This window comes from Craterilacuibacter sinensis (assembly GCF_009831765.1).
GTDB classification, from domain to species: Bacteria; Pseudomonadota; Gammaproteobacteria; order Burkholderiales; family Chromobacteriaceae; genus Craterilacuibacter; species Craterilacuibacter sinensis.
Genome location: NZ_WSSB01000002.1, coordinates 108,588 through 131,152, shown reverse-complemented (window position 1 = coordinate 131,152; position 22,565 = coordinate 108,588). Strand labels below are relative to the sequence as shown.

At 60.1% G+C, this 22,565-nt stretch carries 26 protein-coding genes; 8 read left to right on the top strand and 18 right to left on the bottom strand.

From position 1 onward, the window contains the following. Positions 1-80: 80 nt before the first annotated feature. From ccsB to GQF02_RS03205, 3 genes are all read right to left on the bottom strand, one after another. Positions 81-1,226 carry a c-type cytochrome biogenesis protein CcsB gene (gene ccsB / locus GQF02_RS03215; protein WP_124735000.1) on the bottom strand — a complete coding sequence of 382 codons (1,146 nt, stop codon included), beginning with the start codon at positions 1,224-1,226 and terminating at the stop codon, positions 81-83. After that, positions 1,223-3,187, bottom strand: coding sequence for a cytochrome c biogenesis protein ResB (locus GQF02_RS03210; RefSeq protein WP_235930040.1), 1,965 nt, complete (start codon positions 3,185-3,187; stop codon positions 1,223-1,225). The genes ccsB and GQF02_RS03210 overlap by 4 nt, the downstream gene beginning before the upstream one ends. Before the next feature lie 134 nt (positions 3,188-3,321). Next, complete coding sequence (locus GQF02_RS03205) at positions 3,322-3,936, bottom strand: c-type cytochrome (protein ID WP_124734998.1); 615 nt, start codon at positions 3,934-3,936, stop codon at positions 3,322-3,324. Positions 3,937-4,026: 90 nt separating this feature from the next. Here GQF02_RS03205 and yihA point away from each other — a divergent pair, with 90 nt between their 5' ends. Continuing rightward, positions 4,027-4,656 (top strand): ribosome biogenesis GTP-binding protein YihA/YsxC, encoded by a 630-nt coding sequence (gene yihA, locus GQF02_RS03200; protein ID WP_124734997.1) that lies wholly within the window; start codon positions 4,027-4,029, stop codon positions 4,654-4,656. 84 nt (positions 4,657-4,740) lie between these two features. On the opposite strand, the gene GQF02_RS03195 is transcribed toward yihA, so the two are convergent. The 4 genes from GQF02_RS03195 to GQF02_RS03180 form a co-directional block, all read right to left on the bottom strand. Further along, complete coding sequence (locus GQF02_RS03195) at positions 4,741-5,532, bottom strand: outer membrane protein OmpK (RefSeq protein ID WP_160794791.1); 792 nt, start codon at positions 5,530-5,532, stop codon at positions 4,741-4,743. A 136-nt stretch (positions 5,533-5,668) separates the two neighbouring features. Continuing rightward, the gene (locus GQF02_RS03190) at positions 5,669-5,965 is read right to left on the bottom strand and encodes an MGMT family protein (protein ID WP_124734995.1); all 297 of its coding nucleotides are present in this window, start codon (positions 5,963-5,965) and stop codon (positions 5,669-5,671) included. Further along, complete coding sequence (locus GQF02_RS03185; protein ID WP_124734994.1) at positions 5,965-6,615, bottom strand: MBL fold metallo-hydrolase; 651 nt, start codon at positions 6,613-6,615, stop codon at positions 5,965-5,967. Before GQF02_RS03185 ends, GQF02_RS03190 begins: the two co-directional genes overlap by 1 nt. Positions 6,616-6,629: 14 nt before the next feature. Continuing rightward, positions 6,630-6,935 carry a GIY-YIG nuclease family protein gene (locus GQF02_RS03180; RefSeq protein WP_160794789.1) on the bottom strand — a complete coding sequence of 102 codons (306 nt, stop codon included), beginning with the start codon at positions 6,933-6,935 and terminating at the stop codon, positions 6,630-6,632. A gap of 689 nt (positions 6,936-7,624) precedes the next feature. On the opposite strand from GQF02_RS03180, the gene GQF02_RS03175 reads away from it, so the two are divergent. Then, positions 7,625-9,058 carry a DUF2252 domain-containing protein gene (locus GQF02_RS03175; RefSeq protein ID WP_124734992.1) on the top strand — a complete coding sequence of 478 codons (1,434 nt, stop codon included), beginning with the start codon at positions 7,625-7,627 and terminating at the stop codon, positions 9,056-9,058. A gap of 12 nt (positions 9,059-9,070) precedes the next feature. Here GQF02_RS03175 and GQF02_RS03170 read toward each other — a convergent pair whose 3' ends face one another. Genes GQF02_RS03170 through GQF02_RS03160 form a run of 3 tightly spaced genes read right to left on the bottom strand, consistent with a single transcriptional unit; the run spans position 9,071 to position 10,481 of the window. Continuing rightward, entirely contained in the window at positions 9,071-9,499 is a 429-nt protein-coding gene (locus GQF02_RS03170; protein ID WP_160794787.1) for a hypothetical protein, read from the bottom strand. Between the two features lie 36 nt (positions 9,500-9,535). Beyond that, a complete protein-coding gene (locus GQF02_RS03165; RefSeq protein ID WP_124734990.1) occupies positions 9,536-9,859 on the bottom strand; it encodes a hypothetical protein in 324 nt (107 codons plus the stop codon). Positions 9,860-9,911: 52 nt separating this feature from the next. Further along, the gene (locus GQF02_RS03160) at positions 9,912-10,481 is read right to left on the bottom strand and encodes a hypothetical protein (protein ID WP_160794785.1); all 570 of its coding nucleotides are present in this window, start codon (positions 10,479-10,481) and stop codon (positions 9,912-9,914) included. A gap of 167 nt (positions 10,482-10,648) precedes the next feature. Here GQF02_RS03160 and GQF02_RS03155 point away from each other — a divergent pair, with 167 nt between their 5' ends. Next, entirely contained in the window at positions 10,649-11,374 is a 726-nt protein-coding gene (locus GQF02_RS03155; protein WP_124734988.1) for a response regulator, read from the top strand. Then, positions 11,371-12,684: an ATP-binding protein gene (locus tag GQF02_RS03150; protein WP_160794783.1), complete on the top strand. Its 1,314-nt coding sequence runs from the start codon at positions 11,371-11,373 to the stop codon at positions 12,682-12,684. Before GQF02_RS03155 ends, GQF02_RS03150 begins: the two co-directional genes overlap by 4 nt. A 41-nt stretch (positions 12,685-12,725) precedes the next feature. Here the strand turns inward: GQF02_RS03150 and GQF02_RS03145 are convergent, their stop codons facing one another. The 3 genes from GQF02_RS03145 to hemA all read right to left on the bottom strand — a co-directional run bounded on the left by GQF02_RS03145 (position 12,726) and on the right by hemA (position 15,391). Further along, positions 12,726-12,917 carry a YgaP family membrane protein gene (locus GQF02_RS03145; protein ID WP_124734986.1) on the bottom strand — a complete coding sequence of 64 codons (192 nt, stop codon included), beginning with the start codon at positions 12,915-12,917 and terminating at the stop codon, positions 12,726-12,728. Positions 12,918-13,055: 138 nt separating this feature from the next. Further along, on the bottom strand, positions 13,056-14,132 hold the full coding sequence (prfA, locus tag GQF02_RS03140) for a peptide chain release factor 1 (RefSeq protein ID WP_160794781.1): 1,077 nt from the start codon (positions 14,130-14,132) through the stop codon (positions 13,056-13,058). Then, the gene (hemA, locus tag GQF02_RS03135) at positions 14,132-15,391 is read right to left on the bottom strand and encodes a glutamyl-tRNA reductase (RefSeq protein WP_160794779.1); all 1,260 of its coding nucleotides are present in this window, start codon (positions 15,389-15,391) and stop codon (positions 14,132-14,134) included. Before hemA ends, prfA begins: the two co-directional genes overlap by 1 nt. A gap of 163 nt (positions 15,392-15,554) precedes the next feature. On the opposite strand from hemA, the gene pdxH reads away from it, so the two are divergent. The 3 genes from pdxH to GQF02_RS03120 all read left to right on the top strand — a co-directional run bounded on the left by pdxH (position 15,555) and on the right by GQF02_RS03120 (position 17,093). After that, a complete protein-coding gene (gene pdxH, locus GQF02_RS03130; protein WP_160794777.1) occupies positions 15,555-16,196 on the top strand; it encodes a pyridoxamine 5'-phosphate oxidase in 642 nt (213 codons plus the stop codon). A gap of 91 nt (positions 16,197-16,287) precedes the next feature. Next, complete coding sequence (locus GQF02_RS03125; RefSeq protein WP_124735105.1) at positions 16,288-16,773, top strand: YehS family protein; 486 nt, start codon at positions 16,288-16,290, stop codon at positions 16,771-16,773. 2 nt (positions 16,774-16,775) lie between these two features. After that, the gene (locus GQF02_RS03120) at positions 16,776-17,093 is read left to right on the top strand and encodes a YkgJ family cysteine cluster protein (RefSeq protein ID WP_160794775.1); all 318 of its coding nucleotides are present in this window, start codon (positions 16,776-16,778) and stop codon (positions 17,091-17,093) included. A 97-nt stretch (positions 17,094-17,190) separates the two neighbouring features. On the opposite strand, the gene GQF02_RS03115 is transcribed toward GQF02_RS03120, so the two are convergent. Genes GQF02_RS03115 through GQF02_RS03095 form a run of 5 tightly spaced genes read right to left on the bottom strand, consistent with a single transcriptional unit; the run spans position 17,191 to position 21,457 of the window. Next, a complete protein-coding gene (locus GQF02_RS03115; RefSeq protein ID WP_160794773.1) occupies positions 17,191-17,748 on the bottom strand; it encodes a TIGR00725 family protein in 558 nt (185 codons plus the stop codon). Continuing rightward, complete coding sequence (locus GQF02_RS03110) at positions 17,732-18,547, bottom strand: ABC transporter permease (RefSeq protein ID WP_220789307.1); 816 nt, start codon at positions 18,545-18,547, stop codon at positions 17,732-17,734. The genes GQF02_RS03115 and GQF02_RS03110 overlap by 17 nt, the downstream gene beginning before the upstream one ends. 11 nt (positions 18,548-18,558) lie before the next feature. Further along, complete coding sequence (locus GQF02_RS03105; RefSeq protein WP_124734978.1) at positions 18,559-19,635, bottom strand: extracellular solute-binding protein; 1,077 nt, start codon at positions 19,633-19,635, stop codon at positions 18,559-18,561. 29 nt (positions 19,636-19,664) lie between these two features. Beyond that, a complete protein-coding gene (locus tag GQF02_RS03100) occupies positions 19,665-20,693 on the bottom strand; it encodes an ABC transporter ATP-binding protein (RefSeq protein WP_124734977.1) in 1,029 nt (342 codons plus the stop codon). Beyond that, positions 20,690-21,457 carry an ABC transporter permease gene (locus GQF02_RS03095; protein WP_124734976.1) on the bottom strand — a complete coding sequence of 256 codons (768 nt, stop codon included), beginning with the start codon at positions 21,455-21,457 and terminating at the stop codon, positions 20,690-20,692. The genes GQF02_RS03100 and GQF02_RS03095 overlap by 4 nt, the downstream gene beginning before the upstream one ends. A 124-nt stretch (positions 21,458-21,581) precedes the next feature. On the opposite strand from GQF02_RS03095, the gene GQF02_RS03090 reads away from it, so the two are divergent. Then, positions 21,582-22,523 carry a LysR substrate-binding domain-containing protein gene (locus GQF02_RS03090; protein ID WP_160794771.1) on the top strand — a complete coding sequence of 314 codons (942 nt, stop codon included), beginning with the start codon at positions 21,582-21,584 and terminating at the stop codon, positions 22,521-22,523. Positions 22,524-22,565 lie beyond the last annotated feature (42 nt).

Genomic DNA, 22,565 nt, shown 5'->3' with positions numbered 1-22,565 from the left:
CAACTTGTAATTGGGACAGCGCCATAACAAAGGGCTCCACCGTCAACCGACAGCGGAGCCCTTTACTACTTTTATCCGTCTTACAAACCCCCGTAGGAATGCAGGCCGGACAGGAACATATTCACGCCGATAAAGGCGAAGGTGGTGATAAACAGGCCGACCACCGCCCACCATGCCAGCGGTGCGCCGCGCCAGCCTTTAACCAGACGCATATGCAGCCAGGCGGCGTAGTTCAGCCAGACGATCAGCGCCCAGGTCTCTTTCGGGTCCCAGCTCCAGTAGCCGCCCCAGGCATCGGCAGCCCACATCGCCCCCAGTACGGTCGCAATGGTGAAGAACAGGAAGCCGACTGCGATCACCTTATACATCACCTCATCCATCACCTCCATCGGCGGCAGCTTGCCCGCCAGCCAGCCGCGCATTGCCATCAGTTCGGCAGCGCCCAGCATGGCGGCAATGGCAAACGCGCCATAGCCGACAAAGTTGGCCGGCACATGGATTTTCATCCACCACGACTGCAAGGCCGGGATCAGCGGCTGGATTTCATGCGCCTGCCGGTCGAAGGCATACCAGACGATAAAGACCACGGCCGCGCTGATAATCAGCAGCACAAACGCCCCCATCTGGCGGGCGGCAAATTTTGCCTCGTAATAGAGGTACATCAGTGCGGTAACCAGGCAGAACAGCACGAACACTTCATACAGATTGGACACCGGGATATGGCCGACATCCGCACCGATCAGATAACTCTCGTACCAGCGCGTCCCCAGACCGGCCAGTCCCATCACGCAAGCAGCCCAGGTCAGACCACTGCCCATTCTTTGCAGCGTGGCCGAGCGCGTCAGCAGACCCGCCCAGTACACGCCGGTTGCCAGAACGAATAGCGTGCACATCCACATAATGGATGACTGGCTGGACAGCATGTATTTCAACAGGAAGGCACTCTGCGCGCGCGCCAGATCATGCTCGTACACCTGTATCGCCAGTAGCGAAGTCACCCCGGATAGCGGAAAGTACCAGCGCCACGGCTTCCAGAACCAGCCCAACGCAACCAGGCTCAAGGCCGAACCAGCCAGAATGGCCTCCTCGTACACGTCCATGAAATGGTCGTACTGGTAAAAAGCACCGGCACAGACGACCAGCACGAACAGGGCGTAAGCCCAGTCGCGCAAGTCCAGACTGCGCCAGAAGCCAGGCTGTGCGGCAAGACGGTAAGTGGAACTCATGGTTGCTCCCGGATTAGCGTTTCAAGTGCGTCGCGCTCGCGATCGAAATCCCGATCGAGGTCGCGGTTGTGTCGATTGGATGTCATGGCAAGGCGCAAGCGGCCCGGGCGGAATACCAGCCAGACCCGGATTTCACGCACATAGAACATCAGGATGATGCCGATCACCAGCAGCAAAGAGCCCAGATACACCAGATTCTTGCCCGGCGAGCGCGTCAGTTGCAGGCCGGACGCCTGTACCTGATCAAAGCCGACCAGTTGCAGATAGACCGGCGCACCATAGTCATGCAGCGCCGAGCTGGCGACCAGACTGTCGAGCAAGAAGCGGTAGCTGTTCTGCTCTGCGGCAAGCGGCGCCACACCGGCGCGGCTATCCGCTACGGCCATCAAGTCGCCGACCGTGCCCTGCAGTATCTTCACATAGGTTTGTGCCACGGCCTGACGCTTGTCCTGCGGCACGCGCTCATCGAGGAAGTTTTCCAGCGCGGGGAAGCCACCCTCGGAGAAGCGTGCTAAGACCCACTTCACACTGCTCTCGAACTGGGCACGCATCTCAGGGCTGATGGCGCCGCCCTGCATGGCCTTGTCTGCCGTACGGCGGGCCACCTCGTCATACAAGGCCGGCGTGGCCAGCGCGGCATTCAGGCGCATAAAGCGCTTGATTGACAGCTCGTCATCCAGCGGCAGACGCAGATACTGGAAGGGCTCGGACACCTGACGGCGCACACCCGAGATCTGATAGCTGGCGCCCTCCTGCATAATGGGCGCCATATACTGATGGTATTCGTGCGCCTGCCCCTGACCATCGCGCAGCTTATAGGTGATGGATGGACCGACATTCTGCAGCGCCTTCTCGTGCTTCACCGAGCGCGCATCGTTCATGCGCTGTGCCAGCGTCTTGTCGCCATCCATGCCGGTTTTGGCCATGTTCTCAACGTTGTAAACCTTGAGGTCGCCAAACTCCAGCGTGTACGCCTGCCCGTTGGCGCGTAAAGGCTGCGCCGCCTGCGACACCCCCTTGATCGCAACCGGTGCCAGTTGCGGCTGCGCCAGATTCCACGCATCCAGTTCCAGCGGCGAGCCGCCATCCCCAAAGCTCGCCTGATAGATGGCGACACCATCGACCACCAGCGGATGGTTGACCTTGACCGTGGCCTTAGTTTCCTTGCCGGTGGCCTTGTCGGTCACCACAATATCGCTGGCAAACAGCTTGGGCATGCCGTTGCTGTAATAATCGACATGAAACTGCTTGAGCGTCACGGCAAACGGCAGCTCCTGTACCAGATAACCTTTACCTGCGTTCAGGAAGACTACATCAGCGCTGCGATTCTCCGCGATGGTGACATTACCGCGATAAGACAGGTTGCCGGCAGAGAGGCGACTTTGTGCCGGAATCTGGCTTTGCGGCACATTGCGCGTTTCCGGCACCACTCGCCCGCTCATCTCGCCCAGCTTGAGCGGCAGGTTGCCATCCATCAGGCCGCCGATGCAGATCACCACCATGGCGATATGGGCAAAGAAATAGCCCAATTTGTTGGCAGCGCCCTTCTTGGCCGCCAATACGCGGCTGCCATCCTCACGCTGATGCTCCTTGACGCTGAAACCCTGCGCCTGCAGGCGTTCGCGTACTGCCTCGGGCTCCACCTCGCCATCGAGCTCGACACTGTGCGACATCAGGCTTAATGAGGTATCGGAGGCTTTTTCCCGATATGCCTTCATTTCCTTAAGGAAGCCCGGCCCGTTTCGTACGATACACAGCGAGGTCGACAGCACCAGAAAGGCCAGAATGGTCAGGAACCAGCCCGAGTGGTAGACATCGTACAGCCCCAGCTTTTCAAACAGCAAAAACCAGAACTGGCCGAACTCAAAGGCATAGTTGGTATAAGGTTCGTTCTGCTTGAGTACCGTCCCTATGATCGAGGCGATGGCCAGGATGGTGAGCAGGCCGATGGCAAAGCGCATCGAACTGACAAGCTCATAAATTCGGTATAACCACTGCGAATTGCGATTTTTTATTTTCATATCGGCATAAAACAAAAAGAGGGGCCCGAAACGGGCACCCTCCCTATGAGTGTTGGCTCAGGCAAAAGTTGCGCTTAACGCAGACCAGAAATATATTCAGCGACCGCTTTCATCTCGGCATCACTCATACGTGCCGCAATATCCGTCATGATGACGTTGTTGCGAACCGTGGCGCCCTTATAATCCTGCAGCTGCTTGACGATGTAACTCGCATGCTGGCTGCCCAGGCGCGGATATTTTTCCGGCAGGCCGGCACCGGCCGGGCCATGGCAGGACATACAGGCCGGCAGCTTGGTCGCGGCATTACCAGTGCGGTAAAGCTGCTTGCCCAATTCCAGCTGGGTCTTGTCCGAGGCGTCGCGCGGCTTGACCTTTTGCTGGCTAAAGTAGGCGGCTACGTTCACCATGTCCTGTTCAGACAGGGTCGAGGCCATACCCAGCATGGTCGGGTTCTGGCGCTTGCCCGCCTTGAAGGCGACGAGCTGGGCATGCAGATACTGCTGGCTCTGCCCGGCCAACGTCGGGTTGATCGCGGCAACACTATTGCCATCCACACCGTGGCAAGCAGCACAAACCTGCTCGACGATAACTTTGGCCTTGGCCGGATCCGCCTGCAGCGTCGGTGCTGCGGCCAGGGAACCACCGGCCAGCAAAGCAGCCGATAGCGCCAACAGCATCTTACGTTTCATGGTCACTCCTTAGGGAGAATGCGTGAATATCGATAAAAGAGGCATTTTCAAACGTGCTATTCTATAACAACTGACTTGTCCATTACTACTATGCCTATCTTCCAAAACGCCAGTTTTTATACCACTGTCAACCATCTGAAGGACTTGCCGCCCACGCGCGCCGAGGTGGCTTTTGTCGGGCGGTCGAACGCGGGCAAGTCCAGTGCCATCAATACACTGACCAATCGTACCCGTCTGGCCTATGTCTCCAAGACCCCGGGCCGCACCCAGCACATCAACTTTTTCGATCTGGGCAGCGAACGCTATCTGGTCGATTTGCCGGGTTACGGTTTTGCCCAGGTACCGGAAGCAGTACGCGCACACTGGGTGCAATTGCTCGGCCGCTACCTGCAAACACGCGAAAGTCTGGTTGGCCTGATCCAGATCATGGATATCCGTCATCCGCTGAAAGAGCTGGACTGGAAGATGCTGCACTTCTTTATCGAGACCAACCGTCCGGTGCATATCATGCTGTCCAAGGCAGACAAGCTGTCACGTCAGGAACAGGCCAAGGCACTCAAAGAGGTCAAGGAAAAGCTGTCAGCCTACCCGCAGATCAGCATCCAGCTGTTTTCCAGCCTGAAAAAATCCGGTTGCGAGACAGTAGAGCAGATTGTGGAGAAGTGGTTTGCCCAGGTGGACCAGGACATGGATGGCGCGGTAGACGATACCGCTATCTGATACGACAACAGGCCGGTAATGCCGGCCTGCTCGGTCATGCACAGCCCCGCACGCCGGGGCTGTTCTGTATTGCAGCAGCAAATATCAGAAGTTGTACTTCACCGAGTAGATCATAGCGTTCTGATAACCCGTCACACCCAATTTCTGATCGGCATAACGATATTGAACACCAGTGGTCAACGCCTTGTTGACATTCCACCACAAGGCGACGGCACCATTATTGCCTGTTTTACCGCCTTTCACCTCATTGCCAGCCGCATCAAACATACTCAAATAACGGTCTTTACGCGCAAATTCGGTTTCATGCCACTGCGTGGCCATGAACGACTGGCCGAAGGCGGTAAAGCTATAGCCCGCCACATAGCCGGCCATCCAGCCGTTGAAGTGTGCACCAACATCCTGCTTCAGCTCCTGATGTGCACCAATAAACGGCTTGATCCAGAAATTACCCCGACTCCAGCTGGTACCCAAACCCAGCACGCGGTTCTGGTCAAAGAAACCATTGTGCTCTCTCGAGTCGTAAATCTGGCCATACAGTTGCACCGGCATACCAGCAACTTCAGCTAAATTAAAACGTGTTGAAACTTTAGCTGCATAACGACGGTTATCTTTACTATCCACTTCCTTAGCATTGTGCCCCGGATTTTCAATATCAAAGAAACCATAAGCTTCGCCCCAGCTGCCGCCAAAGCCGCCTTCCAGTTCGAGAAAAGCAAAATCCTTCTTGCCAGCAAAGCCAGCTTCAGTACGCGCTTCGGTGCCATTGGACCAATCCAACCAGTTGACACTAACGTTTTTGAACGACCAGTCGTTGGAAGCGAGAGCGGCCGGTGCAGCCAGTGCGCAGCCAAGCGCGATAAGCGAGCGAATAGACATTGAAAATCCTGAGAGCGAGAAATAAAACATGCCAGTTTGAAGACATGAGGCGCGCAGAATAATGGCAGATTCGAAAACTGCCAAATTATTGCAATTTGGCAGCAAATAACAGCAATTAAACGCCTATGGCATCATTTTACGGCCAGCCATAACGCACCAGATCAATACGCCCGCTCTCCTCGAACACGATACCCTCATGCTCAAGCAGCAATCGCTGCCAGTCGGCCGCCTCGGTACCGGCGCGTGCGATACGCCCACCGGCCGTCACCACCCTTTGCCACGGCACCCCTTCAGCATTAGCCAGCAACCTGCCCACATGGCGGGCATGGCGCGGGAAACCGGCCAGCTCCGCCACACGGCCATAGCTAGAGACCCGACCTGCAGGGATGGCATGCACTACGCCCAATACCCGCCACTCGAATTCTGGCGACATCAGCCGAAGCGCGGGTCAGCCACAAAAGGGTTATGGCGTTTTTCCTCGCCCAGCGTGGTCAGCGGACCATGCCCGGGCAACACCACGGTGTCGTCGGGCAGCTTGAACAGTTTGTCGCGGATCGCCGAGATCAATTGCTGGTGATTACCCATTGGGAAATCAGTCCGCCCGATAGAACCGGCAAACAACACATCGCCAGCGATCAGCAGGCCGGCATCGGCGCTATAAAACACCACATGGCCCGGGGTGTGGCCCGGACAGTGAATAACATCCAGTATTTCATTACCCACGCTGACCGTATCGCCCTCAGCCAGCCAGCGCCCAGGCGTCAATGGTGCACTGGCGGCAAAACCGAACATTTTGCCCTGTTGCGGCAGCTGATCCAGCCAGAACGACTCGGCCTGATGCGGGCCTTCAATCTGGACACCCGTTTCCGCCGCCAGCTCGGCCGCAGCACCGGCATGGTCGATATGGCCATGTGTCAGCAACAATTTATCCAGCGTCAGGCCATGTGCGGCAATGCGCGCGCGGATGCGCGGCAGATCGCCACCAGCATCGACCACGGCCGCACGCAAAGTAACATCACACCACAACAAGGTGGCATTTTGCTCAAACGGGGTCACGGGAATTACTTCGAATTGCAGCGCCATGCTCGGGTACCGGTTCAGTCAGAATCTGCAGATTCTGTCATGCCAGCGTCAGGAGGTGAAGCGCATTGCAGCACTCCATGCTTCTGTACAAAGGCGCGCTTGGTCATGGTACTCATAGACTTGAGCGCATGTTCGGCGCGCAAGGCGGCCGGCTTATTGGCAAACACCATACTCAACACCACCCGCTCGGGAGGATGCATGCGGGTATAGCGTGCGCCCTTGCCCGCCTGATGCGCGGCAAAACGCTGCGCCACATTGCGGCTGATGCCGGTATACAAACTGCCGCCACGGCATTCGAGCACATAGAGAAACCAACTCATTTCAAGTCCCCTGCCTTGGGCAAGACCGCAACATGCAGCCATAACCAGCAAAATAATTCAAAGCCGCCTCCTCGGACACTTGAGCCATGATCGATAGCGACTTCATCATGCCCAAGTTCATACGATTACTGCCGCCCTGTGCCACAAAAATCCAGAACAACAACGGCAACAACATGCCGTTCAGGCCTGTGGCTAACTTTGTGGATAAGCGGGGCATGGGCTGTGCAAAATAGCCGGGAACAGCTACTGCAAGTGACCGTCGCTAACATAAACAAGCTTTTGAAAACAAAACGAAAATTTCGTTGTATTTTGATAGTTAATCATCTGTAATTGCGAACAAAAAAACTTATTGCATAAGTTTAACCTGCTGATAAGTCCATAAGGGTTATCACCCTGCTTTCATTTACAAGTTACGCCCTGCCTTTAATGGCGCTTTTACCCAACCGTTCCGCCACGCAAGCTGCATGTGGTATACATGTGGATATCTTGGTCACGACGCTGTGGGCAGGGATAAAAAATCGGCTATTGCCGGATCGGCCAAGCCCTCCCGCCAAGGTCATAACTGCATCGATTTTTACGGCTAGCCATAACCGCCGATCATCCATGCGCGACCCGAATCATGCACTTGAATGCACACACGACGCTCAGGCCGCGTAAAATCAATAACAGTCCATCGTCCGAGCCGCATCATGCCATCCAGACAGCACCCCCGCTTCGAAGAGCTTTTTGCCGCAGGTCAGGCACGCCGCCAGCTCTGCTCCCGTACCAGCCAGGCGATATGCTCGCTCGCCAGCGAGCGCGACCCGGTAGCACTCGTCGAAGCCACGAGCGCCGGGCGCGTGCCGGCGCTCGTGCCGCTACGCTATGCCCGCATGGCCGCATCGCCCTTTTCCTTTTTCCGTGGCCTTGCACTGGTGCAGGCCGCCGATCTGGCCAGCCAGGGGCACTCGGGCATAGACGTACAAGCCTGTGGCGATGCGCATCTGATGAACTACGGCTTTTTCGCTTCGCCCGAACGCAATCTGCTGTTTGATATCTGCGACTTCGATGAAACCCATCAAGGGCCATGGGAGTGGGATCTCAAACGGCTGACCGTCAGTCTGGTACTGGCCGCCCGCACCATGGGTATCAGCGATCTGACTGCACGTGGCATCGTCGAAGCTGCCAGCGGCACTTATCGCCGGCGCATGCATGACTATTCGCGCATGAGCCAGATGGATGTCTGGTATAGCAAGGTCTCGCACGAGCTGCTCTATAACAGCGCACCTTCCGACCATTTGCGCCGCCATCTGGAAAAGATAGGCGAACGGGCGCGCAACCGTACCCATTTGCGCCTGCTGCCCAAGATCACGGCCGATAACGGCGCGACGCTGCGGCTCAAGGATACGCCGCCCACGCTATTTCATATGCACGAGGCGGATACGCTGCTGCCGGATGGGGACCAATGGCTGGCAGCGCCAGACAGCCTGACCATGGTTGCGCCGATGATGGAAAAGTACCTGAGCACGCTGAAGGAAGACCGCGCCCAGCTGGTCAAGCGTTTCCGCATTGTCGATATGGCATTCAAGGTGGTGGGCGTCGGCAGCGTCGGCACCCGCTGCATGGTGATTCTGCTACAGGACGATTACGACCAGCCGCTGTTCCTGCAGTTGAAAGAAGCGCGGCCATCGGTACTGGAACGCTTTACCCAGCCGTGCGTGCATGGCCATCAGGGCAAGCGTGTGGTGTTTGGCCAGCGCACAATGCAAGCGGCAAGCGATTTGTTTCTGGGCTGGACAACCGGCCCCGCCGGGCGCGATTTTTATGTGCGCCAGCTGCGCGACATGAAAGCCTCTGTCCAGCTGGAAACCTTCGATGCCGAAACGCTCAGAGCCTATGCCCAGGCCTGCGCCTGGACGCTGGCACGCGCCCATGCCAAATCCAGCGGGCAGGCGGCAATGATTGCCGGGTATATGGGGAATTCGGGGAAATTTGCCGACTCGATGGCTCAGTATTCGATGCTGTACGCCGATCAGGTCGAATCGGATTACGACGCGTTTCGCCGCGCCATCGACAACGGCCGCCTGCCGGTTGACCCTTCGGTCGATATCGGCCCGTTCGGCAGCAAACCGCCACGCAACTAGGGTAGAAGCGTTCTACTTTGACAGCGCAAAACGCCGGGCCACGCATTGGCGTTGCTCGGCGCCAAACAGGCCGGCACAGGCGGCCTCGGCTTCGGCCAAACGCTGGCAGCGCGCTGCATCCTTGGCCTGCGCACAATCGGCCAGTGGCAATTGCTGCTGCACACATAAGCGCCGCGCCGCGCCAGACAGCGTATTGCATGCACTTTGCGCCGTGCGTAGCGCTTCGCAGCGCGCCACATCACGCTGACGGCGGCAACTGGTGTCCGGCGTAAAATCCTCCAGGCAGGCCTTCATCTGTGCCGGAGCCACATCCTGACACGTTGCCTGCCCGGCTCTCAGCACCTCGCAACGCTTGGGCGCCTGGCTCTGGCTGCAATCTGCCACGCCTGCCATCAATGGCGCAGACAGCAACAGAACCAAGATCAGCCAGATGCGATGCATCGCATTCCCTTTGTGTGAAATTCATGGCATTCGCCATCAATCGTCGTCAGCGCCACGCTGAGACTGCCGGCGCCGCTCACGCCAGAATTCTTGTTGCGAACCCTTCTGCCACTTTTCCCGCTTTTCCATACCCTGACGCCGGTCGCTCTGCCGCTCTTTGCGCTGCTCCTTGCGCGCCTGACGCAATTGATTGGCTTCCTGCTGGCTGATATCGCCGTTTTTTAGCGCCTGACGCAAGCGTAATTCACGCAAGCGGTGCGAGCCCTGTACCTCGGCCCCTTTGTCCTTGTGCCGGGGAGGGCCTGCATAGGCCGGCAGGGTAAAACAGCAGGCCAGCAGCAGGATAAGAATGGATTTCATAGATGAATTCTAGCGTCCAGCACGGCATGGTGTCACCGCCCGAGCATACATCTTACGGTTTAACCACGACAGCCGGATGATATTTGTTCTGCATCGCCGTGCGCATAGTCTGCAATTCGGCGCGTTCAGCCTCATCCACCACGCCATCTGCACGCGCTGCCTGCATCTTGCTGCGCATCGCGGCCCTGTCCTGCTGCCAGGCTTGCTGCTGGGCCGGTGTCAGGCCAGCCGGCATGCCCATGCGTGCCTTGCCACCCTTGCCTTTACCGGCGCACCAGTTGGCAGGCATTTCACTGCGCGCAGGACCGCGCTCGGCATTAGCCGCCAGCGCCGCAGCCTTGTCCTTGAACTGTTGGCGCATCTGGCCAAGTTCGGTGCGTGCCGCTTCGCTCAATGGCTGGCCTGCTTGCTTCAAAGCCTGGTGACGTGCTCGCATGGCGGCACGGTCGGCTTGCAGGGTCTTGAGCTCGGAATCGGTCAAAGCACCAGACAGGATGTCTGCGCGCAGGGCGCTGTTCTTGCAGCCATCTTTCGGCTTGGCGGCCTGGCTGGTTTCAACGGCAAAGGCACTGCCGGCCAGCAGACTCAGCACCAGCAGGCTGACGGAAAAGGTTTTTTTCATGAAAATTCACTCCGCTTCGGTATCGAGACTTGCAGTGTAAGGCGCGGGTATTGCGCAAATGTGCCCGAGTCCGCCACGAATGTTAAGGAGTGTGAAGAAGCGCCCCCTGCTTAACACTTGTACACGCCATGGCTGACCGCAGCGGGTGAACGCGTTAAGCTTGAGCCATGGAAAACGCCAAAATTCTGGTCGTCGATGACGACGCCAAACTACGTGACTTGCTGTCGCGCTTTCTGACCCAGCAAGGCTTTAGCGCCGATACCCTGCCGGATGCGCGCGAGCTTGAACGCAAACTGGCACGCAACCGTCCCGACCTGATTGTGCTCGACGTGATGATGCCCGGCGATGACGGGCTGGCCGTCGTGCGCCGCCTGCGCGCAGCGGGTGAAAATATTCCGGTCATTATGCTGACCGCGCGCGGTGAAGACATAGACCGCATTCTGGGGCTGGAAATGGGCGCCGATGATTATCTGGCCAAACCATTCAACCCGCGCGAGCTGACCGCCCGTATCCAGTCGGTGCTGCGCCGCCACCATGCGACACCGGCACTCAGTGCCAGCCATACGGCCGAAGAAAAACTCGCTTTCGGCGAGTTCGTCCTGAATCTGGGGCAGCGCGAACTGTTATGCGATGGCCAGGCGATCAGCCTTACCAGCGCCGAATACGCCGTCCTTGCCGTGCTGGCACGCCACCCGCGTCGTCCGCTGACACGCGAGCAACTCATGGAAATGGCTCTGGGCAAGGGAAATGGCGAATCGCTGGACCGCAGCATCGATGTCCATATTTCGCGCCTGAGAAAGGCGCTGGAGCGCCAAGACAGCAAAACGCGCCATATCCAGACAGTGTGGGGTTACGGCTATGTGTTCGTGCCGGACGGCACAAGCGGCGAATGAAGCGCCTGTCTTCGCTGTCGCTGCGTGCGCGCCTGATTCTGCTGGTGGTCAGCGCCGTGCTGATTACCCAGGGCATCACCTTGTGGCTGGCCTCGGCCGAACGCCACCGCCTGATCAGCGAACAGCTATACAACGAGGTACTGGATACGCTGGCCAGTGCGGAAGACGCGCTGGACGGCAGAACGGCAGCACAGCGCGCTAGCTATCTGCAAAACACCAACCGGCCGGGCTTTCCGCAACTCCTGCCGGCCAGTGCAGATCAGGGACTGGATTTCAGGCCCCAAGCCAGCGCCATGACCGAAGCGCTGACCCAGCGCCTGTCGGCGACACTGGGCGAAAAAACCAGTATCCGCGTGCGCCGCCACGACGGGCGGCGGGAAATGTGGCTGGCAGTTCATGTGCTGGATCAGGCCTACTGGCTGGTAATGCCGCTGGGGCGTTATAGCGAACGGCCATTGGGCTCGCTGTGGCTGGCTTCGCTGCTGGCCTCCTTGCTGGCCACCCTGCTCGCAGTCGGCTTTGCCTGGCAGATCAGCCGGCCCTTGTCGCGACTGTCTGCCGCCGTACGCGAGCTCGGGCTCGGCCGTACGCCGCTACCGCTGCCGGAGAGCGGAGCGCGCGAGATCCGCGCACTGGCCGAGCATTTCAACCAGATGAGCCACAGCCTGGATGAAACCGCGCGTGAGCGCCGGCTGATGCTGGCCGGCCTGTCACACGATCTCAGGACACCACTGACCCGGCTTAAACTGATGCTGGAAATGCAGGAAGCGGGTGCCGACCAGCGCGATATGCTGGACGATATCGACGAGCTATCGCGCATTATCAGCCAGTTCTCCGACTTCGCCCGCGCCGGCGAAACCCGCCCGCTGACCCCGACTGCACTGGGCGAGCTGGTTGATAGCGTGGTCGCCCGCTTTGGCCGCAACGGTATGGAAATCGCACTGGAGATAGAAGAAGGACTGGAAATCAATGGTGACGCGCTGGCGCTGGAGCGGCTGCTGTCCAATTTGCTGGAAAATGCCCGCCGCTATGGCCTGCCGCCGTTTGCCGTACGTCTTGCCCGGGATCATCACACGGCACAGCTGACCGTCACCGACCACGGTGCTGGCATCGCCCCCGGACTGCGCGAGGCCGCGCTGGCCCCGTTCGAGCGGCTGGCCTCGCATCGCGGCACCGATGGTGGTAGCGGGCTGGGGCTGGCCATCGTCACCCGCATTGTCAGCCAGCACCATGGCCGGCTCGATTTTATTGATGAGGCCGATGGCGGCTTCAGCATACGCATCCGGCTGCCGATCGAAGCCGGCAAATAACAAAACGCCGGCTTGGCACCGGCGTTTTTCCCTGAATGGACTCAGGCTTTTTTCTTGCAGGTATTAATCCCGAAGATCGCATACGGCGGGCACCAGCCCATCAAGCCTGTCGCGACCGGTACCAGCCCCAGAAAAGCCCACGGGCTAGCCGGGCCGACGAAGGCGAGGCTGGTAATCGCCAGACCGGCAACCACGCGGATCACGCGTTCGGTACCACCAATATTCTTTTGCATCTTGTTCTCCTTGCTGCAGGTTTGCTCAATCATTATATTGTTCAATATATTTAATTTCAATATATTGAACGCAAAAACGGCATATGAGCCCAAGACGCAAAAAAGCCGCCCGCAGGCGGCCCATCCGTCAGCTTGCGCTTAGTCCGACAGCGCGGCCAGCAATTCGGCCTGATGTTCGGCCAGCAGGCCATTGGTCAGGTCGGTCAGATCGCCATCCATAATCTGATCCAGCTTGTACAGCGTCAGATTGATGCGGTGATCGGTGATACGGCCCTGTGGATAGTTGTAGGTACGGATGCGCTCGGAACGGTCGCCGGAGCCGACCAGACTCTTGCGCTCGGCCGCTTCTTTTTGCTGCTGCTCGCGCAACTGGATATCGTAAATGCGCGCCGCCAGCACCTGCATGGCGGAGGCCTTGTTGGCATGCTGCGAGCGCCCATCCTGACACTCGGCCACGATGCCGGTAGGCAAGTGGGTGATACGCACCGCCGAGTCGGTCTTGTTGATGTGCTGGCCACCGGCACCGGAAGCGCGGTAGGTATCGATGCGCAGATCGGCCGGGTTCAGCACCACCTCGGCAATCTCGTCCGCCTCCGGCATCACTGCCACGGTACAGGCCGAAGTATGAATACGGCCTTGCGTCTCGGTTGCCGGCACGCGCTGCACGCGATGGGCTCCGGACTCGAACTTCAGGCGCGAAAACGCGCCCTGGCCGATCAGGCGCACAATCACCTCGCGGTAGCCGCCAAGGTCAGACTCGGACGCCGACACCACCTCCACCTGCCAGCGATTGCGCTCGGCGTAGCGGGTATACATGCGCAGCAGGTCGCCGGCAAACAGGGCCGCCTCGTCACCGCCGGTGCCGGCACGGATTTCCAGAAAGATATTCTTGTCGTCGTTCGGGTCTTTGGGCAGCAGCAGCTTTTGCAGCTCGGTATCCAGCGCGGCGATCCGCGCCTTGCCTTCTTCGATCTCGGCTTGCGCGAATTCCTTCATGTCCGGATCGGACAGCATTTCGCCGGCATCGATCATATCCTGCTCGCACTGCTGGTAGGCAGCAAAGGTCTCGACCACCGGGGTCAGATCGGCATGCTCGCGCGTCAGCTTCCTGAACGCATCCATATCGCGGGTCGCGTGTTCGCTGGCCAGCAAATGGGTGACTTCTTCAAGTCGTTCAGCCAACTGCGTCAGTTTGGCGGCAATCGACGGTTTCATTACGACTCCGGATGTAAACGGTAAAGACGCACCACCGCATCGGCCAGCGCGTCAGGATCAGCCCCCTTGCCGCCGGACAAGGCCCGGGTCGGCGGGTGCATCAGTTTATTGGTCAGCTGCTGCGACAATAGCTCCAGCACCGCCTCGGGTGCTTCGCCACGCGCGAGCTGTTTTAGCGCCACTTTGAGCGCCTGCTGCCGCTGCTGCTCGGCATGGTCGCGCAGGCTGCGGATCAGGGGCACACGTTCGCGCTGGCGCAGCCAGTCGGAAAATTCGGCCACACGCGCGCCGATAATAGTCTCGGCGTGGCCTGCCGCCTGCTGCCGCGCCTCACGCCCGACTTCGACAATGTCGGCGATATCATCCACCGAATACAGAAACACATCGTCCAGCTCGGCCACCTCGGCCTCGATATCGCGCGGCACAGCCAGATCCAGCATAAAGATGGGGCGATGGCGCCGCGCCTTGACCGCGCGCTCAACCAGACCCTTGCCGATAATCGGCAGCTGGCTGGCGGTCGAACTGACCACCACATCGTATTGCGCCAGCAGCTCGGGCAATTCGGCCAGCGTCACCGCATTGGTATTGCCCGGCAGGCGCTCGGCCAGCGCATGACCACGGGCAAGCGTGCGATTGGCAATGGTGATCTGGCGCGGGTTGCGCGCCGCAAAGTGGGTCGCCACCAGCTCGATCATCTCGCCGGCCCCGATAAACAGCACCTTTAGTTCGCCCACGGTCGGGAAAATCTGTTCGGCCAGCCGCACCGCAGCCGCGGCCATCGACACCGAGCTTGCGCCCACGCCGGTCTGGCTGCGTACTTCTTTGGCGACGGCAAAGCTTTTCTGGAACAGGGTGTTGAGCAAAATGCCCAGCGTGCCGCTATTTTCCGCCGCCCGCACCGCATCCTTGAGCTGGCCCAGAATCTGCGTCTCGCCCAGCACCATCGAATCCAGCCCCGATGCCACGCGAAAGGCATGGCGTGCCGCTGCCGGCGCATCCAGCTGGTAGAGATAGGGTTTCAGCGTATCCAGCGACACATCATGGTAACGCGCCAGCCATAGCAATGCCGCCGACGGATCCTGACTATTGCAGTAGATCTCGGTGCGGTTGCACGTCGACACAATGGCCACCTCTTTGGCCGCCTGCGAGTCGACCAGACCGGTCAATGCCGCAGGCAGCACCTCGGCCGGAAAAGCGAGCTTCTCACGGATGGCAACAGGGGCAGATAAATGGTTAAGGCCGAAGGCGACGAGGTGCATGAAGCGGTGTGCCGCAGGATAAAAGTGGCATTTTAACGTAAATGCCGCCACTCAGGACGACTTGCTGCACGCCTCCTGCACTCTCCTGCCCATCAAAACAGCACGCTACGCCAAAGCCGGAGGGCCGGCAGTCGCGCTATCATAGCGGCCAAAGGAGACCGCCATGTCGCTCAATCTCGCCGACATCCGTCAGGATTACGCCAAAAAAGAACTGTCGCCGGAAGACTGCCTGAGCGACCCCGTCGCCCAGTTCCAGCTTTGGCTGCAAGAAGCCATCAGCGCCGAGGTCATGGAACCGACCGCCATGCATGTCGCCAGCGTCGGAGCCGATGGCCGCCCCAGCAGCCGCATCGTGCTGCTTAAGGGCGTCGAGCACGGCCAGTTCCTGTTCTACACCAACTACGCCAGCCGCAAGGGCCAGCAGCTGGATGCCAACCCGTGGATCGCCCTGACCTTTTTCTGGCCTGAGCTTGAGCGGCAGGTGCGCATCGAGGGCAAGGTGACGCGTGTCGCCCCCGAAGTATCCGATGCCTATTTTGCCAGCCGGCCCTATACCAGCCGCCTGGGGGCATGGGCTTCGGAGCAAAGTACGGAAATCCCGTCCAAGGCCGAGCTGGTCAAGCGCGCAGCCATGTTCGGCGTCAAATTTCCGCTAGGCGTACCGCGCCCCGCGCACTGGGGCGGTTATGCGGTCGTGGCCGATCGCATCGAATTCTGGCAAGGCCGCCCGAGCCGCCTGCATGACCGCGTACAATACACACTGAACAGCGATGCCAGCTGGCACAAAGTACGGCTGGCACCCTAAGAAACAGCGGGAGTAGGGAATAGGAAGCGGAGAGCCACTGCGGCGACTCCCCGCTCCCGGCCCACTACACCCCTACCAGGCAAAGACCCTCATGCTTAATAACGATATCCTGCGCAGCGTGCGCTTTATTCTCGACCTGCGCGACAACCAGCTACCCAAGCTGATCCAGCAAGGCGGCCTCGATCCGGCCGATCTGGACATCCCGGCCCTGCTCAAGCGCGATGACGACGAAGGCTTCAAGCCGTGCAACGACCGCGTGCTGTCAGCCTTTCTCGACGGCGTCATCACGCTTAAGCGCGGCGCACGCGAACCGGCCGCCGGCGCAGCCCCCGCTGCACCGCAGCGCATGTCCAACAACCTGATCCTGAAAAAGCTGCGCATTGCGTTCGAGCTGAAGCAGGAAGACATTCAGGAACTGATCCTGCGCGCCGGACTCACCGTCAGCAGCGCCGAACTGGGCGCGCTATTCCGCAAACCCGATCACAAGCACTACCGCGAATGCGGCGACCAGTTCCTGCGCAACCTGCTGCGCGGGCTGACGCTCAAACTGCGCCCCGATGCCAAAGACACAGCCTGAACATGGCCGACCCTAGCGCGCCGGACACGATAGACGCCACCATCTCCTGCAGCACCTGCAAGGCCTGCTGCTGCCAGCTGGAAGTGATTCTGATGGCCGGCGACGACGCGGTACCGGCGCGGTATATCGTGGAGGATGACTGGGGAGCAGAAACGCTGCGCCGGCGGAACGACGGCTGGTGCGCGGCGCTGGACCGGCGCACCATGCTGTGCACCATCTACGCCCAGCGTCCATGGGTATGCCGCGAATATCAGGAAGGCGATTACGACTGCCTGATCCAGCGCAAGCTGATCCCCATCCTGATGGTGGACGGTAACTAGCTTGCTGCCAGCGAGGCACGCCCACAGCAAGAACAGCCAATAAAAAGCCACCCGAAGTACCGGGTGGCTTTGATCACAGCTGGATGCACAAGCGCTTTTAGCCGCCCAGATCGTGGCATCCCTCGGGCAGGAAGCCTGCCAGCCAGTCGGTGACCGCCTCAAGCAAGGCATCTTCATCGTCAAACACCTGCATACCGGGTACATCCGGTGCATCACGGATGGCAAATACCGGTTTTTTCCACTGCAGCGCCATCGCGATTTCAGACAAGGTTCCCAGGCCGCCGCCAACGGCGATCAGGCAGGCACCGGCACGCGCCACCAGCATATTGCGCGACAGGCCGATGCCGGTTGGCAACGCCACGGTCAGATAGGGGTTGCCGTAGGCTGCGTCTTCTTCCGGCAGCAAGCCGATGCAGGTGCCACCAACATCATTGGCAGCGCGAGCTGCGGCCTGCATCACGCCTATCTTGCCACCACACACCAGCGGTACGCCGGCACTGGCCAGCGCATGTGCCAGACGGTAGGCGGTAGCCTCTTGCTCGGCCGAGGCCTCGCGCGGGCCGACAATGGCAACCGGCTGGGCTAAACGCCCGCGTCCCTTCTGTCGCTCGGCAAGAGAAGCAAGGGCGGTGACGACTTTATTCGAATGTTGCATGTTCACGGCGTTGACTGAAGTGATCGCCCAGACCCAGCACCAGCGAGCACAAGGCAAGCAGGATAATGGACAAGGCAGAGGTAACAGGGAAGTCCGCGCCGCCATCGCCGATTTTGGCGTATAGCAGCAACGGCAGAATATTGACCTGGGTGCCGACCAGTGCCAGCGCCGTGCCGTAAGTGCCCATTGCCAGCGCACTGACTACGGCACACGAGCCCAGCACCGACGGGCCTACCTCGGGTACCACCACATCGAGAAAAGCACGACGCGGCGTAGCGCCCAAGGTACGGGCCGCTTCAATCGGGCGCAGATCGAGGTTGGCAAACACCGGGTACAGTGTCAGCGCAACACGCGGGATCAGGTAGTAGGCGTAGGCGAAGGTCAGCCCGCCGACCGTATACACCCAGCCGCCGATCTCGGCGGTATCGGCACCGAGATAACCCAGAATCTGGGTCACAAAGCCGGCCCGGCCGAAGGCGAGGATGAAGCCGTAGGCAATCACCATGCCGGAGAAAGCCAGCGGCAGCCCCAGCAAGGCCATCAGCTTGTCACGCCAGAACGGCGATGCCTGCGCCAGTTGCCAGGCGACCGCCACGCCGACCAGCGTGGAGAGCACGCCGGCCGACAGTCCCAGCAACACCGAATTGGTCAGCGCAGGCCAGAACAGCGGGTCGGCCAGCATACGCCCGAACGCTGCGCCATTTTCCGACACCGCCTCGGGGACCAGTGCCAGAAGCGGCAACACGAAAAACAGGCCGATAAAGGTAAGCGCGGGCCACGCGCCGAACCGCTGCATCATGATGCGTTTCCTTACTTGGACAGGGCGGCGCGCGTCCAGGCAGCGTCAATCGCCGCCTTATGCTTTTGCGCGCGGATCACATCAACCGGCTTCACCTGCGGCGCGGCCGGCATCTTGGCCTGCACCGCCGCCGGCAGGGCAACACCCGCCACCGCCGGGCGCACGAAACCTTCGGCAAACAGCGCCTGACCCTTGCTGCTCATCACGAAGTTCAGCCACAGCTTGCCTGCGTTCGGGTTCGGTGCGTTCTTCACTAGGCTCATGCCGTACGGTGCGGCCGCGCTGCCCTCTTTCGGAATCACCACGGCGATGCTGTCCTTCATGCCGTCCATATACTTGGCCTTGAGGCCGTCGTTCTCGTAGCCGATCCAGATCGGGATCTCGCCCTTGAGGAACTTGGCGTAAGGCGTCGTACCTTCAACGCGCAGCACATTGCCGGCCTTGTGCAACTTGCCCAGGTAATCGGTACCGGCGAGCGGCTTGTCCATCGAGCCGCCATTACCGAAGGCAGCAGCCAGCACCGCTACCTGGCCCTGACCGGTCGAGCGCGGATCCAGATAAACCACGCTGTTCTTGTATTCCGGCTTCAGAAGGTCGGCCCAGCCTTGCGGCACGTTTTTCACCAGCTTCTTGTTGACCAGGAAGGCGACGTTGAGCGAATGCACGCCGAACCACTTGCCGGACGCTTCGCGCATCACCGGGCTGACCTTGTCGAAATTCACCGGCTTGAACGGCGCAACCACATCCTTGGCGACGGCATCGACGGCAGACTGGGCAAAGTAATAGGCGGTATCGGCTTGCGGACGGCGACGGGTCTTGTCCAGCGCCACCACGGTCGCGGCCGAGCCCAGGTCGTTATAGGTCAGCTCGACTTCCGGATAGCGCTGCTTGAAGTCCTTGAACAGCGACTTCCAGTTGGCCCATTCCGGTCCGGTATCGAACGACACCACAATGCCCTCTTTGCTGGCGGCCTGATACAGCGCCTTTTCACCCGAGTACAGCTCGGGGCCGGTAAATGCCTGTGCAGGCAGGGCAAACAAAGTGGCAAGCGATGCAGCCAGAATATGGCGACGGTTCAACAAGGACATGAAGCTTCTCTCCGGGACTTGGGATGGGTTCAGGCCGCCAGCAGGCGGATATGTTCGGGGGCCACGGCAATGGCGTCAGCCGGGGCGCTGCGCGCCTCGCCCAGCCACGGCTGTTGCGCACCGTGCGGCATAAAATCGTAACGGTTGAACGAACCGAGATAGCGGTTGAGCGTGACGTGGCCTTCCATGCGGTTGACCGCAAACAGTGGCGGATCGGCCTCGATATGCTCGGGACGGACCAGAAGCTTGACCTGCTCGCCCGGCGCGCGCGCACCGGTGTCACAACGCAAACGGGCATAGCCGGTATCGATCTCGCCCTCGCCACAGACGGTTGCCGTGCAGATGGTCGACAAACCGACAAAGCGGGCCACGGTTTCGTTCAGCGGGTTTTCATACAGTTCGGTCGGCGTGCCGTATTGCAGCACACGGCCCTGATCAAGCAGGGCGATACGGTCGGCCATGGCCAGCGCCTCTTCCTGATCGTGGGTGACCAGCAAGGTGGTCGCCCCAAACTGCTGCTGCAACTGGCGGATCTGGTCGCGCAGCTGGCCACGGATCGATGCGTCCAGTGCCGACAAAGGCTCGTCCAGCAACAGCGCCTGCGGGCTGTAGGCCAGCGCCCGCGCCAGCGCCACGCGCTGCTGCTGGCCGCCGGAAAGCTGTGCCGGACGACGCCCGGCCAGTTGGCCCAAGCCCACCAGATCAAGCATTTCCTGCGACTTCTTGCGCCGCGCGCCGGCCTCGACACCAGCCATCTTCAGGCCGTAGCCGACATTTTCCAGCACCGTCAGATGCGGAAACAGCGCGTAGTGCTGGAACATCATGCCGATATGGCGCTCGTGCACTGGCATGCCCGACAGGTCGCGCCCGTCCAGAACGATGCGGCCGCTATGGCCGCTAATCAGGCCGGCCGTCAGACGCAGCAAGGTGGTCTTGCCCGAGCCGGACGGGCCGATCAGGGCGACCAGTTCGCCGCTGGCAAGCGACAGCGACACATCGTGCACGCCGATAGACGTGCCGCGGTATTGGAAACCGACTTGTTCGAATGAGAGGCTCATGCTTTTTTCGATGCCAGAGTAGAGGTCAGGGAAGCCACGGTCGCCAGCAGCAGCAGGATCACGGTCGCAGCACAGGCAAAGCCGGTTGCACCATAAAAGGCCTGCAGCAGCACGACCGGATAGGTACGGTTCTGGAAACCGACGATCAGATTGGACAGCTGGAATTCACCAATGGACAGCGCCGCCACCATCACCAGACCCGATAGCAAGCTGGCGCGCAGATTGGGAACGATGATGCCGAAAAAGCGCTGGATCGGACGCGCGCCCAATGTGGCGGCGGCCTCTTCCAGCCGGTCCAGCCGCTGGTGGCGCAGATCGGTCACCAGCGCCTGCGTCAGGTACGGCAGGGTCAGCACCACATGGGCAGCAATCAGCAAAGGCGTGCTGCCCAGCCATGGCATGGCATCGGTATTGAATACCAGAATGTAGCCAAAGCCCAGGGTGATGGTCGGCACCGCCACCGGCAGCAGGGTCAGCAGGCGGGTGGCGAAGCGGTTTTTCTGCTTGGCGCCATGCACCAGCGAATAGGCCAGTGGCACACACAGCAGGGTATTGATCGCACACGATGCTGCCCCGACAATCAGGCTGGTGACAAAGGCACGGATAAAGCTGCGGTCTTCCCACAGCTCCAGATACCACTGCGTGGTCGAGCCTTCGGGCAATAGCGCATTCACCCAGGTCTCGCCAAATGAGCCGACCAGAATCAGCACGATGGGCAGAACGAGGTAGAGCATATAGCTCAGGGAAACCAGCCGGATAAACATGGGTCGCCTTGGAGAAGCCTGCGAATAGTCAGCAAAGCCGGTATTATATTAGCGACTGTTTACATCCGAATGATTAAACGGCATCCCATGCTTGCGATTGACGCAAAGATGATGATGGAGCGCAATGAAACGAGCCTGTCCCAGTATCCATGAACTGCTGGCATTCGAAGCCGTCGCCCGTCACCTGTCGGTGACGCAGGCGGCCGACGAACTGTGCGTCACCCCCAGCGCGGTCAGCCGGCAGATTTCCGGGCTGGAAATGTTCCTCGGCGTCGAGTTGCTTGCCCGTGTCGGCCGCGCCTTCGTACTGACCCACACCGGCCGCCACTATCTGCAACGCATCCAGCCGGCACTGCGCATGCTGGAGAGCGCAACCAACGACCTGGCCAGCAGCCAGCATGGCCGTGGCACGCTGTCCGTATCGTGCGTGCCGACCTTTATGACCAAATGGCTGATTCCGCGCCTGCCGGCTTTCAGCAGCGCTTACCCGCAAGTCACCCTGGCCTTTCACCAGCACCTGTCCGGCCGTCAGGCACAACCACACGACGTCGATATCGCCATCCGCTACGGCAGCGGCCACTGGCCGGGTATCGTTGCCGACAATATCGCCGGCCGCCACTTTATTCTGGTTGCTTCGGCACAGCCGGCGGATGCAGCCGCGCTGCCACGCTCGGCCTCCGATCTTGCACAGGCCCGCATTCTGATCCACCAGGGCGAACCCGATATCTGGGCGCAATGGTGCAATGCCCGCGGTCTGGCCGCGCAGCCCTTGCGCAGCAGCGCACGCTTCGAGCATTACAGTTCACTGATCAGTGCCGTCGAGATCGGCATGGGGTATGCGCTGGTGCCGCGTTGCCTGGTCGAGGGAGAAATCGCCAGTGGCCGCATCATCGAGCCGTTCGACAGCGCCGAAGTGCTCGATCAGGGCCACTATCTGTGCTACCGCGAAGAACAGCTGGAGTCGCCCGTCTTTCTTGCTTTCCGTAACTGGATACTCGAGCAGGGACACAAAGTCGGCGGCCCGGGCTTGCCCGAGCAGCAAAACGTGATTCCCGAGTTCGAGTAGAACCGGGAACCGGGAACCGGGAACCGGGAACCGGGAACCGGG

Bases quoted from the DNA above. Each gene is read 5' to 3' on its own strand.
- ccsB (WP_124735000.1), bottom strand. From the start codon at position 1,226: ATGAGTTCCACTTACCGTCTTGCCGCACAGCCTGGCTTCTGGCGCAGT.
- GQF02_RS03210 (WP_235930040.1), bottom strand. From the start codon at position 3,187: ATGCGCTTTGCCATCGGCCTGCTCACCATCCTGGCCATCGCCTCGATC.
- GQF02_RS03205 (WP_124734998.1), bottom strand. From the start codon at position 3,936: ATGAAACGTAAGATGCTGTTGGCGCTATCGGCTGCTTTGCTGGCCGGT.
- yihA (WP_124734997.1), top strand. From the start codon at position 4,027: ATGCCTATCTTCCAAAACGCCAGTTTTTATACCACTGTCAACCATCTG.
- GQF02_RS03195 (WP_160794791.1), bottom strand. From the start codon at position 5,532: ATGTCTATTCGCTCGCTTATCGCGCTTGGCTGCGCACTGGCTGCACCG.
- GQF02_RS03190 (WP_124734995.1), bottom strand. From the start codon at position 5,965: ATGTCGCCAGAATTCGAGTGGCGGGTATTGGGCGTAGTGCATGCCATC.
- GQF02_RS03185 (WP_124734994.1), bottom strand. From the start codon at position 6,615: ATGGCGCTGCAATTCGAAGTAATTCCCGTGACCCCGTTTGAGCAAAAT.
- GQF02_RS03180 (WP_160794789.1), bottom strand. From the start codon at position 6,935: ATGAGTTGGTTTCTCTATGTGCTCGAATGCCGTGGCGGCAGTTTGTAT.
- GQF02_RS03175 (WP_124734992.1), top strand. From the start codon at position 7,625: ATGCCATCCAGACAGCACCCCCGCTTCGAAGAGCTTTTTGCCGCAGGT.
- GQF02_RS03170 (WP_160794787.1), bottom strand. From the start codon at position 9,499: ATGCATCGCATCTGGCTGATCTTGGTTCTGTTGCTGTCTGCGCCATTG.
- GQF02_RS03165 (WP_124734990.1), bottom strand. From the start codon at position 9,859: ATGAAATCCATTCTTATCCTGCTGCTGGCCTGCTGTTTTACCCTGCCG.
- GQF02_RS03160 (WP_160794785.1), bottom strand. From the start codon at position 10,481: ATGAAAAAAACCTTTTCCGTCAGCCTGCTGGTGCTGAGTCTGCTGGCC.
- GQF02_RS03155 (WP_124734988.1), top strand. From the start codon at position 10,649: ATGGAAAACGCCAAAATTCTGGTCGTCGATGACGACGCCAAACTACGT.
- GQF02_RS03150 (WP_160794783.1), top strand. From the start codon at position 11,371: ATGAAGCGCCTGTCTTCGCTGTCGCTGCGTGCGCGCCTGATTCTGCTG.
- GQF02_RS03145 (WP_124734986.1), bottom strand. From the start codon at position 12,917: ATGCAAAAGAATATTGGTGGTACCGAACGCGTGATCCGCGTGGTTGCC.
- prfA (WP_160794781.1), bottom strand. From the start codon at position 14,132: ATGAAACCGTCGATTGCCGCCAAACTGACGCAGTTGGCTGAACGACTT.
- hemA (WP_160794779.1), bottom strand. From the start codon at position 15,391: ATGCACCTCGTCGCCTTCGGCCTTAACCATTTATCTGCCCCTGTTGCC.
- pdxH (WP_160794777.1), top strand. From the start codon at position 15,555: ATGTCGCTCAATCTCGCCGACATCCGTCAGGATTACGCCAAAAAAGAA.
- GQF02_RS03125 (WP_124735105.1), top strand. From the start codon at position 16,288: ATGCTTAATAACGATATCCTGCGCAGCGTGCGCTTTATTCTCGACCTG.
- GQF02_RS03120 (WP_160794775.1), top strand. From the start codon at position 16,776: ATGGCCGACCCTAGCGCGCCGGACACGATAGACGCCACCATCTCCTGC.
- GQF02_RS03115 (WP_160794773.1), bottom strand. From the start codon at position 17,748: ATGCAACATTCGAATAAAGTCGTCACCGCCCTTGCTTCTCTTGCCGAG.
- GQF02_RS03110 (WP_220789307.1), bottom strand. From the start codon at position 18,547: ATGATGCAGCGGTTCGGCGCGTGGCCCGCGCTTACCTTTATCGGCCTG.
- GQF02_RS03105 (WP_124734978.1), bottom strand. From the start codon at position 19,635: ATGTCCTTGTTGAACCGTCGCCATATTCTGGCTGCATCGCTTGCCACT.
- GQF02_RS03100 (WP_124734977.1), bottom strand. From the start codon at position 20,693: ATGAGCCTCTCATTCGAACAAGTCGGTTTCCAATACCGCGGCACGTCT.
- GQF02_RS03095 (WP_124734976.1), bottom strand. From the start codon at position 21,457: ATGTTTATCCGGCTGGTTTCCCTGAGCTATATGCTCTACCTCGTTCTG.
- GQF02_RS03090 (WP_160794771.1), top strand. From the start codon at position 21,582: ATGAAACGAGCCTGTCCCAGTATCCATGAACTGCTGGCATTCGAAGCC.